The sequence below is a fragment of the Bradyrhizobium sp. 139 genome (genome assembly GCF_023074175.1).
GTDB lineage: Bacteria > Pseudomonadota > Alphaproteobacteria > Rhizobiales > Xanthobacteraceae > Bradyrhizobium.
Genome location: NZ_JADPKS010000069.1, coordinates 130,534 through 147,044 on the forward strand (window position 1 = coordinate 130,534; position 16,511 = coordinate 147,044).

Below are 16,511 nucleotides of genomic sequence, written 5' to 3' on the forward strand. Positions count from 1 at the left end.
TGTCTTGTCAGTTGCCGGTTGAGGCTTCGATTCTGGTTGAATCATTGGTCTTTTCAGCCGGCGGTTTGGTTTCGGCAGCCGGCTGTTTTGTTTCGGGATCCTTGGCGATTTCCGTGACCGCGTTTGCGGCCGCCGGTGCCTGCTCGGTCCCCTCACGCTTCGGGGGAGCGCCGGAGATCGCAAAGCGCATCCGCATCCAGGCGCCGCGCTGGCGCTCCCGGAAGTCGGAGGCATCCTTCAGCTCGATGCGCCCGCCATGGTCTTCCAGCACGCGGCCGACGATCGCAAGGCCGAGGCCGGTGCCCTTGGCGCGTGTTGTCACATACGGCTCAAGCAGCCGCGAGCGCGCGACCTTGGGCAGGCCGATGCCGTTGTCGATGACGTCGATCAGCACGTCCTCGTCCTGGCGCGAGACCACGACGTCGATGCGGCCCTTGCCGTAATCCTTGCCGAGCTCCTCAGGCGGGACCTGCTCGATCGCCTCGGTCGCGTTCTTGACGATGTTGGTGACCGCCTGCGAGATCAGCCGCCGATCGAACTGGGCGCGTAGGGGATCTTCCCTGAACTCGGCCTCGATATCGATCTCAGGATGGGCGACCTTCATCAGGAACACCGCCTGCCGCACGGTGTCGGCGACGTCCTCGCCCTCCATCACCGGCTTCGGCATCCGCGCGAAGCGCGAGAACTCGTCGACCATGCGTCTGATGTCGTCGACCTGGCGCACGATGGTGTCGGTGCACTGCTCGAAGATCTGCTTGTCTTTGGCCTCGGTGATGTCCTTGCCGAATTTGCGGCGGATGCGTTCGGCGGAAAGCTGGATCGGGGTCAACGGGTTCTTGATCTCGTGCGCGATGCGGCGCGCCACATCGCCCCACGCCGAGGTGCGCTGCGCCGAGACGAGTTCGGTGATGTCGTCGAGCGTGATGATGTAGCTGTCGTGCGGCTGGCTGGTCTTCTCGGCGCTGACGCGGACCGACAGATTGCGCTCCTGCCCATCGCGCGTGATGGTGATCTGGCCCTGCACCAGGCGCTGGGTCCCTTCCCGCGCCGTCTTCATCATCTCCTCGAGCTCGGGCAGCACGTCGGACAGCGGATGGCCGAGCGTCTCCGCTTCGGAGTGCCCGATCAGCTTCTCGGCGGAGCGGTTGAGAATGCCGACGCTGCCCGAATTATCGACGCCGATGATGCCGGCGCTCGCCGACGACAGCACGGCCTCGATGAAGCGGCGACGGCTGTCGATGAGATCGCTGGCGTTGACGAGCTCGTCGCGCTGGCTGCGCAATTCCTGCGTCATCTTGTTGAAGGTCTCACCCAGCTGGGCGAGGTCGCCTTCCGATTGGTGCACCGGCACCTTCACGTGGAGGTCGCCGGTCGAGACCGTATGGGCCGCATTCATCAGCCGCCGGATCGGCGCCACCAGCGAGTTGGCGAAGTTGAGGCCGATCAGCACCGAGGCCATCAGGATGGTGAGCGCGATCACCGCGAACATCAGCGCGAAGGCGACCTGGATGCCGAGCCGGCGCGATTCGATCTGGGCGTATTCGGCGACGCTGACCTCGGTCTGCTTGAGCTGTTGAACAACGTTCGGATCGAGCGGCCGCGCGACATATAGGAAGGTGTCGCTGAAGGCACGCAAGCGGATCACCGCGGCGACGAAGCTCGCGTCCGGCAGCACTGCGATCTCGGGCTCGGATTCGTTGACGTTGCTGAGGAAGTCCGGCGCCGGCGGCGAATAGGCCAGCCGCATGCCGGTGTCAGCGGATTCCAGGATGTTGGTGTTCTTGTCGATGATCATCGCGCCCGGCAAATTGCGGGAGCCGGCGCTGGCGGTCAGCAGCTCGCGGAACGAGCGGCGGTCCTGGTCGTAGAGCGGCCGCGCGTGCGCGATGTCGTTGGCCATGCCGAGAATGTCGCCGCGGATCAGCTGCGCGTGGTCCTGCATGTAGGCGCGCGCGATCGTCAGCGAGTTCTGGATCACCTCCTTGGTCGGGCCGGAGAACAGCCGGTCGAGGCCGCGCTCGATGGTGACGTTGGCGACGACGGCGACCAGCACCGCCGGCAGCACCGCGACGATCGAGAACAGGCTGACGATCTGGACATGGAGGCGGGCCGCCGCCCGGCCCCGCCGTCGCGCCAGGATCAGCTGCCAGAGCTCGCGGATGATGATGCCGACCAGCAGCAGGATCGTGCCCGCATTGATGAGATAGAACGAGCGGACCACCTCCGGCGTCGGCTCGATCCTCGTGAGACCGGTCAGGACCAGGAAGGTCAGCAAGGCCGACAGCAGCGCCATCGCCACGGCAAAGGGAGCCAGCCAGCGGCGCGCCGACCAACGCCGGAGCTCTTCTGCTGGGGCCGTGTCGAGGTGTGCGGCCGAAGTGTCTGCGCTGGTCATTCCGGCAATGGTTGTGCTGAAAAGGGATCGCCGTAGGCGGGTACTGATGTATTCGTACCACATTGTTGCCAAATTGCGACAATTCCGCGGCGCCCTCGCCGCGACGGACCGGCGCATCCACAACGACGTGCCGGTGACGGAACTGATTCCCACCGTTCCGGCTTGGTCCGGGCATGGACAGGTTCTTTCTCGCGGTAATGGTCTCGGCCGTGCTGCTGCTGATCGTGGCCGCCGACCTCCTGGTCAACGGCCCCGGCCTGCAGGGGCCGGCGGCGAATGTCGCCAGCGTGATGCCGGTATCAGGCCGATTTGTCAGATAGGTGTGAGGCCGCGTCCCGCGGCTGAATCACCATTTGAATGTTCCAGCGGAACATTTCGGTCCAATTCGGACTTTTGCTCACCGCGTCGGCCACAACGGCCAGCGCGATCCGGACAGGCTCAGCTCCGCTTTGATAGGGGGAGCTGAGCCACCGTTCGTTCGGGAAGACTAGCCCCCGCTCCGATAGACCTGGATATCGAGATCCCGGATCTTCTTCCGCAGCGTGTTGCGGTTGAGGCCGAGGAGATCTGCTGCGCGGATCTGGTTGCCGCGGGTGGCGGCGAGCGCGGCCGTGAGCAGCGGCACCTCGATCTCCTTGAGGATGCGGTGATAGAGGCCCGGCGGCGGCACGCCGTTCGGAAAGCCTTGGAAGTGCGAGGACAGATACGCCTCCACGGCGCCGCCGAGATTGTCGACGCCCTGCTGGACTGCGGCACCGGGGCTCACTGTGGGCGGCGCCAGCTCGCCGTCGATGACCGAGCCTGTGATCACGTCCTGCGGATAGAGCGCTGCGAGGCGACGGGCGAGGTTCTCGAGCTCGCGCACGTTGCCGGGCCAGCGGTGCTGCTTCATCCGCTCCAGTGCCAGCGAGTCGAGCTTTTTCGGCGGCAGCCCGTCCTTCTCGGCAAGTGCGAAGAAGTGACGGATGAGATCGGGCAGATCCTCAATGCGCTCGCGCAAGGGCGGCAGCCGCAGCGGCACGACGTTGAGGCGGAAGAACAAATCTTCGCGAAACAGACCCTGCTGGATCAGGACCCGCAGATCCTTGTTGGAAGCCGCGACGATGCGCACGTCGGTCTTGATGGGGGTACGGCCGCCGACGGTGGTGTATTCGCCCTGCTGAAGCACGCGCAGCAGGCGGGTCTGCGCCTCCATCGGCATGTCGCCGATCTCATCCAGGAACAACGTGCCGCCCTCGGCCTGCTCGAACCGGCCCGAGGCGCGGGTGTTGGCGCCAGTGAAGGCGCCGCGCTCATGGCCGAACAGTTCGGACTCGATGAGGTCACGCGGGATCGCCGCCATGTTGACCGCAACGAACGGGCCGTTGCGGCGCTTGCCGTAATCATGCAGCGCGCGCGCCACCAGTTCCTTGCCGGTACCGGACTCGCCCGTGATCATCACGGTGAGATCGGTCTGCATCAGACGCGCCAGCACGCGGTAGATTTCCTGCATCGCCGGCGAGCGGCCGACCAGCGGGATCGCCTCCATCTCGGCGTCTTCGGTCGGCGTCGAGACCCGTTCCTTCGGCTCGGCCAGCGCGCGGCCGACGATGGCGATCAGCTCCTTCAGGTCGAAAGGCTTTGGCAGATATTCGTACGCCCCGCGCTCGGAGGCGCGGATCGCGGTCATGAACGTGTTCTGCGCGCTCATGACGATGACGGGCAAATTGGGCCGCATCTTCTTGATCCGCGGCAGCAGGTCGAACGCGTTCTCGTCGGGCATCACCACATCGGTGATGACGAGATCGCCCTCCCCTTGGCTGACCCAGCGCCACAGCGTTGCGGCATTGCCGGTAAGCCTGACCTCATAGCCGGCGCGGGATAGTGCCTGATTGAGAACCGTGCGGATGGCGGTGTCGTCATCAGCAACGAGAATGCTACCTGCGGGCATCGTTAATCCTCATTTCGCCCCCTGTGATGCAGACGACGACTTCCCGGCAGAGCCGTCGCGACTGCTGTGATCGGCATGTTTGACCGATGTGGAATACATCGGCATCAGCACGCGGAAGGTGGTCTTGCGCGGCTGAGACTCGCATTCGATGATGCCCCCGTGATCCCCGATGATCTTTGCGACCAGCGCCAGGCCAAGACCCGAGCCGGTCTGTTTGGTGGTCACGAAGGGATCGAACAGGTTGGGCAGAAGATCGTCCGGCACGCCTGGTCCGTTGTCCTTCACGCAGAATTCGAGCGGCAGGGATACACGGGATTTTTGACCGGGGACTGACAGGCGCACGCCGGGACGGAACGCGGTGGTGAGCTGGATCTCGGCGTCGGAAACGTCGATCAGGGCTTCCGCGGCATTCTTGACGAGGTTGAGGAACACCTGGATGAGCTGATCCTGGTTCGCCAGGACCGGCGGCAGCGAGGGATCGTAATCCTCGACGAAGCGGATGTTGCGGGCAAAGCCCGACTGCGCCAGCCGCTTCACGTGATCGAGCACCGAATGGATGTTGACGGGACCGCGCACCACGGGGCGCTCGTCGCCGAACACCTCCATGCGGTCGACCAGCGTCACGATGCGGTCGGCCTCGTCGCAGATCAGCCGCGTCAGCATGCGGTCCTCGGACGAGGCCTGCTGCTCCAGCAGCTGCGCCGCGCCGCGGATGCCCGAAAGCGGGTTCTTGATCTCGTGCGCCAGCATCGCGGCCAGCGCGATCACTGAGCGCGCGGCGCTGCGATGGGTGAGCTGGCGGTCCATCTTGTCGGCGATGGAGCGCTCCTGGAGCATCACCACGATATGGCCGGGCCGCTCCGTGAGCGGGGCCACATGCAGATCGACCTGACGGTCGCCGCCCATGCGGGGCGTGCCGAGATCGACCTTGTATTCGTTGACCGGCGAGTTCGACGAGCGCACCTGGTCGATCAGCGCCAGCAGCGGGCTGCCGAACGGCACCAGTTCCTTCAGCGATTGCCGCTTCAGGAATTGCGTCGAGATATCGAAGAAGGCTTCAGTCGCGATATTGGCGGCGACGATCTTGCCGTCCGGCCCGATCATGAGCACGGGATTGGGCAAGGCATCCAGGATCGCGTCGCTGTCGGACGAAAGCGGCCGACGATGTTCAGCGGCTGAGCTCATGCAGCGGCGCTCCATGCGAAGTCGTCGAAGGCATCTTGAAGTGACTGTTGCACGAGCCGTGGATCCTCGGACGTGAGGATCTTCTGGCGCCAGCCCTTCAGCGTCTCGACTGGCGCACCGCTCGCATCCGCCGCGACGTCGAGCGCCCAGCCGAGATGCTTGCGCGCGTGCCTGAGGCCGATGCGCAGGCCGTAGAGCGCGCAGACGCCCTCATAGAGCGTGCGGACATAATGGAGCTGCGTCGCAAGCGACGGCGTGGCTTCGATCGCCCCGCCCTTCAGGCGGCGGCCGATCTCGCCGGGCAGCCAGGGTTGCCCCTGCGCGCCGCGGCCGATCATCACGGCATCGGCGCCGGAGGCTTCGAGCGCCGCGAGCGCCTTCTCGTAAGTGGTGATGTCGCCATTGACGACGAGCGGAATGGAGATTGCTTCGCGCACGGCACGGATCGCATCCCAATCGGCTTCGCCCTTGTAGAACTGGCAGCGGGTGCGGCCGTGCACGGTGACGAGCTTGATGCCGGCAGCTTCCGCACGCCGCGCCAGTTCCGGCGCGTTGCGGGTGTGGTCATCCCAGCCGAGCCGCATCTTCAGCGTCACCGGCACCTTCACCGCCGCGATCGTCGCCTCGATCAGGCTGACGGCATGGTCAAGATCGCGCATCAGGGCGGAGCCGGACTGGCCGCCGGTGACGTGACGGGCCGGACAACCCATGTTGATATCGATGATGTCAGCGCCTTCGGCTTCGGCGATCCGGGCGCCTTCGGCCATCCAGTGCGCCTCGCAGCCGGCGAGCTGGACCACATGGGGCCCGATCCCGGTCGCTTCGCAGCGCAACCGTGACATCTTGTGGCCGTTGGCGAGCTCGTCGCTTGCGGTCATTTCGGACACGACCAGACCGGCCCCGAGTTCGGCGGCAAGCCGGCGAACGGGCGAGTCAGTCACCCCCGACATCGGTGCCAGGAAGACCGGGGTGGCGACATCAATATCGCCTATTTTCAACGGCTTAGAGCCGGATACTGCCGAGCCGGTCACAGGGGTCTCATTGCGCGGGCAGGGCCTCATCGCGCCTGCCATGACCCATCTTGCGCACAATTCTTGTGCAGTCAAGCGTCATGCCTACAGTTTAGACAGTTCTGTAAATCTTTCAAGTGCAGTGCAGCAAAAATGCTGTCTCCCACAATCCGGGGAAACCCCCTTTTTTTGCGGGCCTGCCGTGCTAGAGGCATGCGGCAATCAACCCCACTCCCCGACCCTCTTCATCACCAATCGAGTATTTGAGTCCTATGGCGAAATCACAGCGCACCGCAGTCGTCCTCGTCGCGGCCGGACGCGGCCTGCGCGCAGGTGCCGGTGGTCCCAAGCAATATCGCGAGATCGGCGGCGTGCCCGTGATCTATCGCGCCATGGAAGCCTTCAGCCGCCACCCCCACGTGTTTGCAGTTCAGCCGGTGGTGAACCCCGACGACAGCGCGATGTTTACGGCAACGGTCGCAGGACTCAGCCACGAGCCGCCGACGAATGGCGGCGCGACGCGGCAGGCCTCCGTGCTGGCGGGTCTTGAGGCGCTCGCAAATCACGAGCCCGATATCGTCCTGATCCACGACGCCGCGCGGCCCTTCGTCTCGGAAGGCGTGATCTCGCGCGCAATCGAGGCGGCCAGCCGCACCGGCGCTGCGATCCCCGTCGTTCCCGTCACCGACACGATCAAGGTCACCGGCGCGAGCGGCCATATCGAGGACACGCCGGACCGGGCCCGCCTGCGAATCGCGCAGACGCCGCAATCCTTTCGTTTCAACGTCATCCTCGAGGCGCATCGTCGCGCGGCAAAGGACGGACGCAGCGATTTCACCGACGATGCCGCGATTGCCGAATGGGCGGGATTGACGGTTGCAACGTTTGAAGGCGATGTTGCCAATATGAAGCTCACCACTCCCGAGGATTTCGTGCGCGAGGAAGCGCGCATGGCCAGCCTGCTCGGCGACATCAGGACTGGGACGGGCTACGACGTGCACGCCTTCGGCGAAGGCGACCATCTCATGATCTGCGGCGTGCGGGTGCCGCACACCAAAGGCTTCCTCGCCCATTCCGACGGCGATGTCGGCCTGCATGCGCTGGTCGACGCCATCCTCGGCGCGCTGGCTGACGGCGACATCGGCTCGCACTTCCCGCCGAGCGATGCGAGGTGGAGGGGCGCCTCCTCCGACCAATTTCTGAAATATGCCATCGACCGCGTGACGCAGCGCGGCGGCCGCGTGTCCAACCTCGAGGTGACGATGATCTGCGAGCGGCCGAAGATCGGGCCGCTGCGCGACACCATGCGCGCCCGCATCGCCGAGATTTCCGAGGTCGACATCTCCCGCGTCGCGGTGAAGGCGACGACCAGCGAGCGGCTCGGCTTCACCGGCCGCGAGGAAGGCATCGCGGCCACCGCGAGCGCCACCATCCGCCTGCCCTGGAGCCTCTAGATCATGGGCGGCAGCGACGCACGCGCCCTCTCCCGCTCGCTGCTCGATCTGTGCCGGATGCGCAAGCTGACGATCGCGACCGCCGAGTCCTGCACCGGCGGGTTGGTCGCCGGCGCGCTGACCGACATCCCCGGCTCCTCCGACGTCATCGACCGCGGCTTCGTCACTTATTCCAATGACGCCAAGCGCGCGATGCTCGGGGTCGAGGCCAGCACGCTCACGAATTTCGGCGCGGTCAGCAAGGAAACCGCAACCGCAATGGCGGTCGGCGCGCTGGAGCGCGCCGACGTCGATCTCGCGGTCGCCATCACCGGCATTGCCGGCCCCGGCGGCGCCACGCCCGGCAAGCCGGTCGGCCTCGTCCATTTTGCCGTTGCTGCGCGCGACGGCCGCATCGTCCACCGCGAGCATCGCTTTGGCGCGATCGGCCGCACCGCCGTCCGCCAGCGCTCCGTGGTGGAGGCGCTGCGCATGCTGATGGACCTCGCCCGCGGCCCGAAGGCCCAGCCCAAGCCGCGCCGCGCCGCCGCGGCAACCCGCCTGCGTCCCCGCGTGACACGCTCGCCGCGCCGGCATGTGGCAAAGCGACGGCCGCCGCGGTCGCCGCGAGGCTGAGGCGCCTCACGCCGCCGCGAGCAGCGTGCTCGCATGGTCGAGCACGCGCTGCTTGACCGCATCGGCGTCGCCCGGCTTCGCCTTCGCGCTGACCGTCAGCTCCACGACGGGCGCTGCGGGATCGGCGGCGATCACTTTCGACACATTGACGGAGAGCGCGGCCCGATCGTCGATGCGGGGATCGTCGCGCAACTCCTTCAGGATCTGGTCAGCGAGCGCGTTGGCCGATCCGGCCCTGACCGGAAACGTCACCTTGACCTCGCCCGTCCCGGGATAGGCGCTGTGATTGATGATCGCTGCGCCCCACACCTGCCCGTTCGGAAGCAGTATCTGCGTGTTGTCGGGCGCGACAAGCTCGGTCATGAATAGCGACAGCGATCTGACCTTCCCCGCCTTGCCGCCGACCTCGACGTCGTCGCCGATGTTGAAGGGCCGGAACAGCAGCAGCATCACGCCAGCGGCGAGATTGGACAGCGTGCCCTGTAACGCCAGACCAATGGCGAGTGATGTCGCGCCCAGCACGGCGACGAGGCTCGCGGTTTGGATGCCGAATAGCTGAAGCACGGCGATGCCGACGATCGCCAGCACGCCATACCCCGCAACGCTGGAGACAAACAATGTCACGAGCGGATCGACCCTGTGCGCAATGCTCAACACGCGCGTGATGAAACGCTGTATTGCGCCGGACAGATACCAGCCGATCGCCAGCAGCAGGATCGCGTAGATCGCGTTCAATCCATACAGGACGAGCGACGGTTTCAGCGTGTCGAAATTGACGGTCATGGCGGCACCGAGGCTGACAATCCGTTGAGAACTCGCGGCTGCGGAAATTGATCCCGGCGATTGTGGAGGGGGAACACGGGCCTCGTAGCGCGGATGGAGAGAAGCGCAATCCGGTTTGTCGCCGCGGCTTCGGAGGCCGCCGGATTGCGCTGCGCTCCATCCAGGCTACAAGACCTTGCGCTGCCCGTCGGGCAAAACACCCAAAACAGCGGTCAATCCGTCGCCGCAAAAATATTCCACTTTACCGAAATTCGGCTTTGGCGTATTCATGCGCCACCTCATCCCTGTCAGAGGGGCGTATCGCGATCGTCACGAAGCGCGGGGTGAGCTGTGGTGGACGCTGGCAGCATCGGCGCGAAGGGCATTGCAGGGCGGGAAACCGTGAGCGAGGCCATCGCGCACACGACCGGTGCGGTCGGCGTACGGCAAAACCGTGTCGTCCTGACGCCCGGGGTCTGTGCGTCAAGTCTTGTGGTGATGTGGGCTGCCCGACCGGGCACGTGCGTCAGCCAACCGCAAGGCGACGGGGGCAATAGTGCATCGCTCCCCGGGGAGAGCTCGGCATAAGCCGTAAAACCACTGCGCAGGGAAGACCGGTTGTTTGGCTTCACCTGTATGCCGCTGTGCAGTCTTATAGCGCAACCTTCGCGCAGCGGACCGCGGGTGCCAGCCGGCACCCGGTCTTCCCTGTGCCCTCTGACAGAAGAGGGTGTCGCAATGAAGCAAAGCTCGGGCGAAACAAGCCGCGAGGATGCGAGATCATGCTTGCTTTCAAAGACCACGCAAATTCAAATTTGTCGAAATCGGTCGTGGTCGCAAATGTGCAGGCGCGACCAAACATCGTGATTCGCCTCCGACGCCGATGCGGAATCGCCCCCTGCGGTTCGTGCCATGGCAGCCTCGACAAGACCGGCAGTCCGAAGGTGGTGGATTGAGTCCCATTGTCATTGCGAGCGCAGCGAAGCAATCCAGAATCTTTCCGCGGAGAGATTCTGGATTGCTTCGTCGCAAGGGCTCCTCGCAATGACGGCGGAGGGAGAGCGCCCAACCGAAGACTACGACGACGCCACCTTCGGCCGGCCGTAGATCGCATCCGCTCGCTTCTCGAACGCGGTGGAAAAGCGCGCGAACGCGGCGTCGAACATCGAGCCCATCAGCATCGCCAGCATGCGGCTCCGGAACTCGTAGGAGAGGAAGAAGCCAACGTCGCAGACGCCCTCACCCTTGGACTCGAACGTCCAGCGGTTTTCCAAATTGCTGAAGGGACCTTGCAGATATTCGACCAGGATCTTCAAATTGGCGCGATCGAGCGTCACGCGGCTGGTGAAGGACTCCTTGACCAGCTTGAAAGACACTGTCATGTCGGCGACCAGCACCTCCGTGCCGTCGGGTTTGGCCATCCGCTGGCGGACCTTGAGCGCGCCGCACAGCGGCACGAATTCCGGATAGCGCTCGACATCGGCGACCAGATCGAACATCTCGGATGCGCTGTGATGGACACGGCGCTTGCTCGAAAATTTGGGCATAGCGGTTCAGCGGGCAGTCGCGGCCCGCGCGGCCTTCAGTCTCGCAAAGTCCTCGCCGGCATGATGCGACGAGCGGGTGAGCGGGCTTGCCGACACCATCAGGAAGCCCTTGGTGTAGGCGATCTTCTCGTAGGACGAAAACTCGTCCGGCGGCACGTAGCGCATGACGGCGTGGTGCTTGCGGGTCGGCTGGAGATATTGCCCGACGGTCAGGAAATCGACGTCGGCAGAGCGCAGATCGTCCATCACCTGCTGCACTTCGTGGCGCTCCTCGCCGAGGCCGACCATGATGCCGGACTTGGTGAAGATGGTGGGATCGAGCTCCTTGACCCGTTGCAACAGCCGGATCGAGTGGAAATAGCGTGCGCCGGGCCGCACCGTGAGATAGCGCGACGGCACGGTCTCGAGATTGTGGTTGAAGACGTCGGGCCGGGCCGCGACGACGACCCCCAGCGCCCCCTCCTTGCGCAGGAAGTCCGGCGTCAGGATCTCGATCGTGGTCGAGGGACAGGCGGCGCGGATGGCGCGGATGGTCTGGGCGAAATGCTCGGCACCGCCATCGGCAAGATCGTCGCGGTCGACCGACGTGATGACGACGTGGGCCAGCCCCAGCTTGGCGACGGCCTCGGCGACGTTCTGCGGCTCGGCCGCATCCAGCGCGTTGGGCAGGCCGGTCTTGACGTTGCAGAAGGCGCAGGCGCGGGTGCAGGTGTCCCCCATGATCATGAAGGTCGCGTGCTTCTTGTCCCAGCACTCGCCGATATTGGGGCAGCCCGCCTCCTCGCACACCGTGTGCAGGCCATTGGCGCGCACGATGTTGCGGGTGTCGGCATAGCCGCGGGTGTTGGGCGCGCGCACGCGGATCCAGTCCGGCTTCGGCGGCGAAGCGGAGTCGGGGCGGTTCACCTTTTCAGGGTGACGCGGGCGCAAAGGGTTCGAGATAGTGTCGACGATAACGACCATGGGGTGTCCGGTCTGTTCAGGTTCTACCTAATCGGTCTGGTTGCCAGCCGCAACCCGGCTCGCGCCGCTTCAGGGAACATGGCAGATATGGGCAATATCCTGCTCTGTTCTCTGGCGATTCTCATCTCGAATGGCTGCAATCTCGAAGACATCACCACCGCCGCTCGGCAAAGCCCTGAAGCGTGCCTTTTTCGACCGCAACGTCAGCGAGGTCGCATCCGACCTGATCGGTGCCACCATGCTGGTCAACGGCGTCGGCGGCCTCGTCGTCGAGGTCGAGGCCTATCATCATACCGAGCCGGCGGCGCACTCCTACAATGGCCCGACGCCGCGGAACCAGGTGATGTTCGGCCCACCCGGCTTTGCCTATGTCTACCGCTCCTACGGTATCCACTGGTGCGTGAACTTCGTCTGCGAGGAGGAAGGCTCAGCCAGTGCCGTGCTGATCCGCGCGCTGGAGCCGACGCATGGGATCGCCGCGATGCGCCGCCGCCGCCATCTCCAGGACCTGCACGCGCTGTGCTCGGGCCCGGGCAAGTTGACCGAAGCGCTCGGCATCACCATCGCGCACAACGCCCTGCCGCTGGACCGGCCGCCGATCGCGCTGCATGCGCGGACGGAGGATGTGGAGGTGGCGGCCGGCATCCGGATCGGTATCACCAAGGCGATCGAGCTGCCCTGGCGCTACGGCGTCAAGGGTTCGAAATTCCTGAGCAAGCCGTTTCCGAAGTAGGCCGAAAGCGCGATGAAGCGTCATCGCGCTTTAGGTTGTTGTTTGAGCATGATCTTTCCGGAAAACCGCTGCACACTTTTCCGGATCATACTCTAAGACGCCTGCTTCAGCCGCTCCAGCGCCTCCAGCAGCTTGGCCTTGCGGGCCAGCGCCGCCTCGCGCTTTTCGCGCTCCTCCTCGACGACCTCTTCGGCTGCGTTGGCGACGAACTTCTCGTTCGCCAGCTTGGACTCGGCGCGCTTGATGTCGGCGTCGGCCTTCGCGATCTCCTTGTCGAGGCGCGCGCGCTCGGCGGCGACGTCGATCACGCCCTTCAGCGGCAGCGCCGCCACCTCGCCGCGCACGAGCAGCTGAACCGCGCCATCAGGCGCGCGATCGGCGAAGGAGATGTCGGACAGCCGGGCCATCCGCTTGATGATTTCGGTCCAGCGCGGCGCGCGGTCCCTGGTCTCGGCCGAGGCGCCCGCGAGCACCAGCGCCGTCAGCGTTGCAGGCGGGATGTTCATCTCGGCGCGCACCGAGCGGATCTGCGTGACGAGGTCGATCACCCAGCCGATCTCGGCCTCCGCCTTCGGATCGGAGAAGTCGGCATGGTCGAAGATCGGCATGATCAACGCCGGCGAAATCAGCGGATCGGTGGGACCTGCCGCCGCGGCGAGGATCGCCAGTTGCTCCGGCGACGGATCGGCCGGCTTCAGCGGCCACTCAGCCAGCGCGAGCAGGCCGTCGCGCTTGGCCGTCACCTCCCACAGCTCTTCGGTGATGAAGGGCATGAAGGGGTGCAGCAGCTTCAGGATCTCGTCGCGCGCCCAGGCGACCATGGCGCGGGTTTCGTCCTTGGCAGGGGTGTCCGGACCGAGCAGCACGGGCTTTGCGAGTTCGACGTACCAATCGCAATAGACGTTCCAGACGAAGCGGTAGATGGCGCCTGCGGCATCGTTGAAGCGATAGGCTTCGATCGCCTCGGTCACTTCGCGCGTTGTGTGGGCGCTCTCATGCGCGATCCAGCGGTTCAGCGTCTCCTTGGCCTTCGCCGGCTCGAAGCCCTCGGGCACGGCGCAGTTGTTCATCTCCGCGAATCGGGACGCATTCCAGAGTTTTGTCGCGAAATTCCGGTAACCCTCGACACGGCTGGTGGCGAGCTTGATGTCGCGTCCCTGCGCCGCCATCGCGGCCAGCGTGAAGCGCAGCGCGTCCGCGCCATATTCGTCGATCAGGTTGAGCGGATCGATGACGTTGCCCTTCGACTTCGACATCTTGGCACCCTTCTCGTCGCGGACGAGGGCGTGGATGTAGATCGTCGAGAACGGCACCTCCTTCATGAAGTGCAGGCCCATCATCATCATCCGGGCAACCCAGAAGAAGATGATGTCGAAGCCGGTCACCAGCGCGTTGGTCGGGTAATAGCGCTGCACTTCAGGCGCGTCCTCGGGCCAGCCGAGCGTGGAGAACGGCCACAGCGCCGAGGAGAACCAGGTGTCGAGCACGTCCTCGTCGCGGGTGATGAAGCCTTCGCGCTTGTTGCGGTCGAGCGCCATCTCGCGGCCCTGCTCGACCGTGATGACCTCCTGCTCGACGTAATAGCCGAGCGCGTGGCTGACGGCCTCCTCCTCGGTCTCGGCGACGAACACCTTGCCGTCCGGACCGTACCAGGCCGGGATCTGATGACCCCACCAGAGCTGGCGCGAGATGCACCAGGGCTGGATGTTCTCCATCCACTCGTAATAGGTCTTGTCCCAGTTCTTCGGCACGAACGTCGTTTCGCCCGAACGCACCGCCGCAATCGCGGGCTTTGCCAGCGTCTTGGCGTCGACGTACCACTGGTCGGTCAGATAGGGCTCGATCACGCTGTTCGAGCGGTCGCCGTGCGGCACCATGTGGGTGTGCGGCTCGATCCGCTCGACGAAGCCGAAGGATTCCAGCCGCTCGACGATGCGCTTGCGCGCCACGAAGCGATCGACCTTGTTGAACTCCTCGGCGAACTGCGAAGCGCCTTCCGGCAGGTCGCGCAGATAATCCTCGTTGTCGAGGAGATCGAGACAACCTTCCCTGTCGATTACGCTGATCCGGCCGAGGCCGTGGCGATTGCCGACCTCGAAATCGTTGAAGTCGTGCGCCGGCGTCACCTTGACCGCACCCGAGCCCTTGTCCGGATCGGAATAGTCGTCGGCGACGATCTTAATCTTGCGGCCGACCAGCGGCAGGATCACGTTCTTGCCGACCAGCTTCTGATAGCGCTCGTCATCGGGATGCACGGCGACGCCGGTGTCGCCCAGCATGGTCTCGGGCCGCGTGGTGGCGACGACGATGAAGCTAGAGGGATCCTCGGGGCTGAAAATCTTGCCCTCGATCGGATAGCGCAGATACCAGAGGCTGCCCTTGATCTCGGTCTGCTGTACCTCGAGGTCGGAGATCGCGGTCAGCAGCTTGGTGTCCCAGTTCACCAGCCGCTTGTCCTTGTAGATCAGGCCGTCGCGGTGCAGTTCGACGAACACCTTGATGACGGCCTTCGACAGGCCCTCGTCCATGGTGAAGCGTTCGCGCGACCAGTCGCAGGAGGCGCCGAGGCGCTTGAGCTGGTTGATGATGGTGTCGCCGCTCTCGGCTTTCCATTGCCAGACCCGCTCCAGAAACTTCTCGCGGCCCATCTCGCGGCGGCCCGGCTGCTGGCGCTCCATCAACTGCCGCTCGACAACCATCTGGGTGGCGATGCCGGCATGGTCGGTACCGGGCTGCCACAGCACGTCGCGGCCGCGCATGCGCTCGAAGCGGCACAGGATGTCCTGCAGCGTGTTGTTAAGGGCGTGCCCCATGTGCAGCGAGCCCGTCACGTTCGGCGGCGGGATCACGATGGTAAAGGGAACTGCGTCGCGGCGGTCGGGACGGTCGGCCTTGAAGGCAAGGCTGTCCTCCCACACAACGGACATGCGGGCTTCGATATCGGCGGGCTGGTAATTTTTCTCGATCATGGGCTGCTAGAAAGCCGCGCGCGGGGGGCAAGTCAACGAAAAGGTCCAAGAGAAGGTCAACGGAAAGCCCGGCGGCAAAACGGTTTCCCGGCCCGGTCGGCAGGCCAGATAGGGACGCACAAGCGGGGCATTATGAGGGCTCTGCAGCCGCCCTCACCTGCCGCCGCGCGAGACCCGCTCGATTTCGGCCTTCACGATGCGTTCAACGAGACCCGGCAGGTTGTCGTCGAGCCAGGATTTCAGCATCGGACGCAGCATCTCCTTGACCAGATCCTCCAGCGTCCGCGCATTGCTGCTGAGCACGGTGTGAGCCAGGGAGTTGAAGGCGGATTCGACCGCCGAGACCGTCGATTGCGCCAGCATCGCCTGTTGAGGCGGCAGCGGCGGCGCATCGAAGTCCACCGGCGCATAGGACGGTGACGGCGTCGGGCGCGGCGGCTGCGATTCGGCGAATTCCAGATCGTCGCGGGGTTCGACCTTGCGGAAGCTCGGCGGCGGCGGTGGCGGCGCCGGCTCCGGATCCATCGCCATTTCGTCGGTCAATTCGAGCACGTCGGGCTCGGGCTCCGGCTCGGGTTCCGGAGCACGGGCTTCGGGCGCTGGCGTGGCTGAGTCGAGCCCGGCCAGCAGCGCGTCGATATCATCTTGGCTGTTTGGTTCGGCATCCGCCGCAGGCGCGGGCGGCGGCGGTGCTGCGGGCTTTACGGCCGGCGGCGGTGCTGGTTTTTCAGCGGCAGGTTTTGCGGGAGCGACTTTGGATGGCGGAATGTCGTTCATCGCTTGCGGCTTCGGCGCTGCCGTGGCGGGCGCCGGCGCGGGCTTGGCAACTTCTGCCGGCGGCGGCTTGGCCTCATCGTCGGCAATGATGCGCCGGATTGAGGCCAGAATCTCCTCCATCGAGGGTTCTGTGACCTTTGCAGGCTGCGTCATCTCCGACTCCACATCATC

The 16,511-nt window shown here is 65.1% G+C and carries 13 protein-coding genes; 4 read left to right on the plus strand and 9 right to left on the minus strand.

Going from position 1 to position 16,511, the window contains the following annotated elements; genetic code table 11:
- Positions 1 to 7: 7 nt before the first annotated feature.
- A complete protein-coding gene (locus IVA80_RS16225) occupies positions 8 to 2,395 on the minus strand; it encodes a PAS domain-containing sensor histidine kinase (protein WP_247431823.1) in 2,388 nt (795 codons plus the stop codon).
- 173 nt (positions 2,396 to 2,568) lie between these two features.
- Between IVA80_RS16225 and IVA80_RS16230 the strand changes: the two genes are divergently transcribed.
- Complete coding sequence (locus tag IVA80_RS16230) at positions 2,569 to 2,715, plus strand: hypothetical protein (protein WP_247431827.1); 147 nt, start codon at positions 2,569 to 2,571, stop codon at positions 2,713 to 2,715.
- A gap of 167 nt (positions 2,716 to 2,882) precedes the next feature.
- On the opposite strand, the gene ntrC is transcribed toward IVA80_RS16230, so the two are convergent.
- Genes ntrC through dusB form a run of 3 tightly spaced genes read right to left on the minus strand, consistent with a single transcriptional unit; the run spans position 2,883 to position 6,508 of the window.
- A complete protein-coding gene (ntrC, locus tag IVA80_RS16235; RefSeq protein ID WP_247431830.1) occupies positions 2,883 to 4,325 on the minus strand; it encodes a nitrogen regulation protein NR(I) in 1,443 nt (480 codons plus the stop codon).
- Positions 4,326 to 4,334: 9 nt separating this feature from the next.
- Positions 4,335 to 5,510, minus strand: coding sequence for a nitrogen regulation protein NR(II) (locus IVA80_RS16240; RefSeq protein ID WP_247431833.1), 1,176 nt, complete (start codon positions 5,508 to 5,510; stop codon positions 4,335 to 4,337).
- Entirely contained in the window at positions 5,507 to 6,508 is a 1,002-nt protein-coding gene (gene dusB, locus IVA80_RS16245) for a tRNA dihydrouridine synthase DusB (RefSeq protein WP_247431837.1), read from the minus strand. The genes IVA80_RS16240 and dusB overlap by 4 nt, the downstream gene beginning before the upstream one ends.
- A gap of 284 nt (positions 6,509 to 6,792) precedes the next feature.
- On the opposite strand from dusB, the gene IVA80_RS16250 reads away from it, so the two are divergent.
- Together IVA80_RS16250 and IVA80_RS16255 are read left to right on the plus strand one after the other, a co-directional pair.
- A complete protein-coding gene (locus IVA80_RS16250) occupies positions 6,793 to 7,974 on the plus strand; it encodes a bifunctional 2-C-methyl-D-erythritol 4-phosphate cytidylyltransferase/2-C-methyl-D-erythritol 2,4-cyclodiphosphate synthase (protein WP_247431841.1) in 1,182 nt (393 codons plus the stop codon).
- 3 nt (positions 7,975 to 7,977) lie between these two features.
- A complete protein-coding gene (locus IVA80_RS16255) occupies positions 7,978 to 8,589 on the plus strand; it encodes a CinA family protein (RefSeq protein WP_247431844.1) in 612 nt (203 codons plus the stop codon).
- 6 nt (positions 8,590 to 8,595) lie between these two features.
- Here IVA80_RS16255 and IVA80_RS16260 read toward each other — a convergent pair whose 3' ends face one another.
- From IVA80_RS16260 to lipA, 3 genes are all read right to left on the minus strand, one after another.
- Positions 8,596 to 9,372 carry a mechanosensitive ion channel domain-containing protein gene (locus IVA80_RS16260; protein WP_247431846.1) on the minus strand — a complete coding sequence of 259 codons (777 nt, stop codon included), beginning with the start codon at positions 9,370 to 9,372 and terminating at the stop codon, positions 8,596 to 8,598.
- 1,055 nt (positions 9,373 to 10,427) lie between these two features.
- A complete protein-coding gene (locus IVA80_RS16265) occupies positions 10,428 to 10,898 on the minus strand; it encodes a type II toxin-antitoxin system RatA family toxin (RefSeq protein ID WP_247431849.1) in 471 nt (156 codons plus the stop codon).
- Between the two features lie 6 nt (positions 10,899 to 10,904).
- Positions 10,905 to 11,861: a lipoyl synthase gene (gene lipA / locus IVA80_RS16270; protein WP_247431853.1), complete on the minus strand. Its 957-nt coding sequence runs from the start codon at positions 11,859 to 11,861 to the stop codon at positions 10,905 to 10,907.
- A gap of 130 nt (positions 11,862 to 11,991) precedes the next feature.
- Here lipA and IVA80_RS16275 point away from each other — a divergent pair, with 130 nt between their 5' ends.
- Positions 11,992 to 12,594 carry a DNA-3-methyladenine glycosylase gene (locus tag IVA80_RS16275; protein ID WP_247431855.1) on the plus strand — a complete coding sequence of 201 codons (603 nt, stop codon included), beginning with the start codon at positions 11,992 to 11,994 and terminating at the stop codon, positions 12,592 to 12,594.
- Between the two features lie 92 nt (positions 12,595 to 12,686).
- Here the strand turns inward: IVA80_RS16275 and IVA80_RS16280 are convergent, their stop codons facing one another.
- Both IVA80_RS16280 and IVA80_RS16285 read right to left on the minus strand, forming a co-directional pair.
- A complete protein-coding gene (locus IVA80_RS16280) occupies positions 12,687 to 15,563 on the minus strand; it encodes a valine--tRNA ligase (RefSeq protein ID WP_247431859.1) in 2,877 nt (958 codons plus the stop codon).
- Between the two features lie 153 nt (positions 15,564 to 15,716).
- Positions 15,717 to 16,493 carry a DUF2497 domain-containing protein gene (locus IVA80_RS16285; RefSeq protein ID WP_247431862.1) on the minus strand — a complete coding sequence of 259 codons (777 nt, stop codon included), beginning with the start codon at positions 16,491 to 16,493 and terminating at the stop codon, positions 15,717 to 15,719.
- Positions 16,494 to 16,511 lie beyond the last annotated feature (18 nt).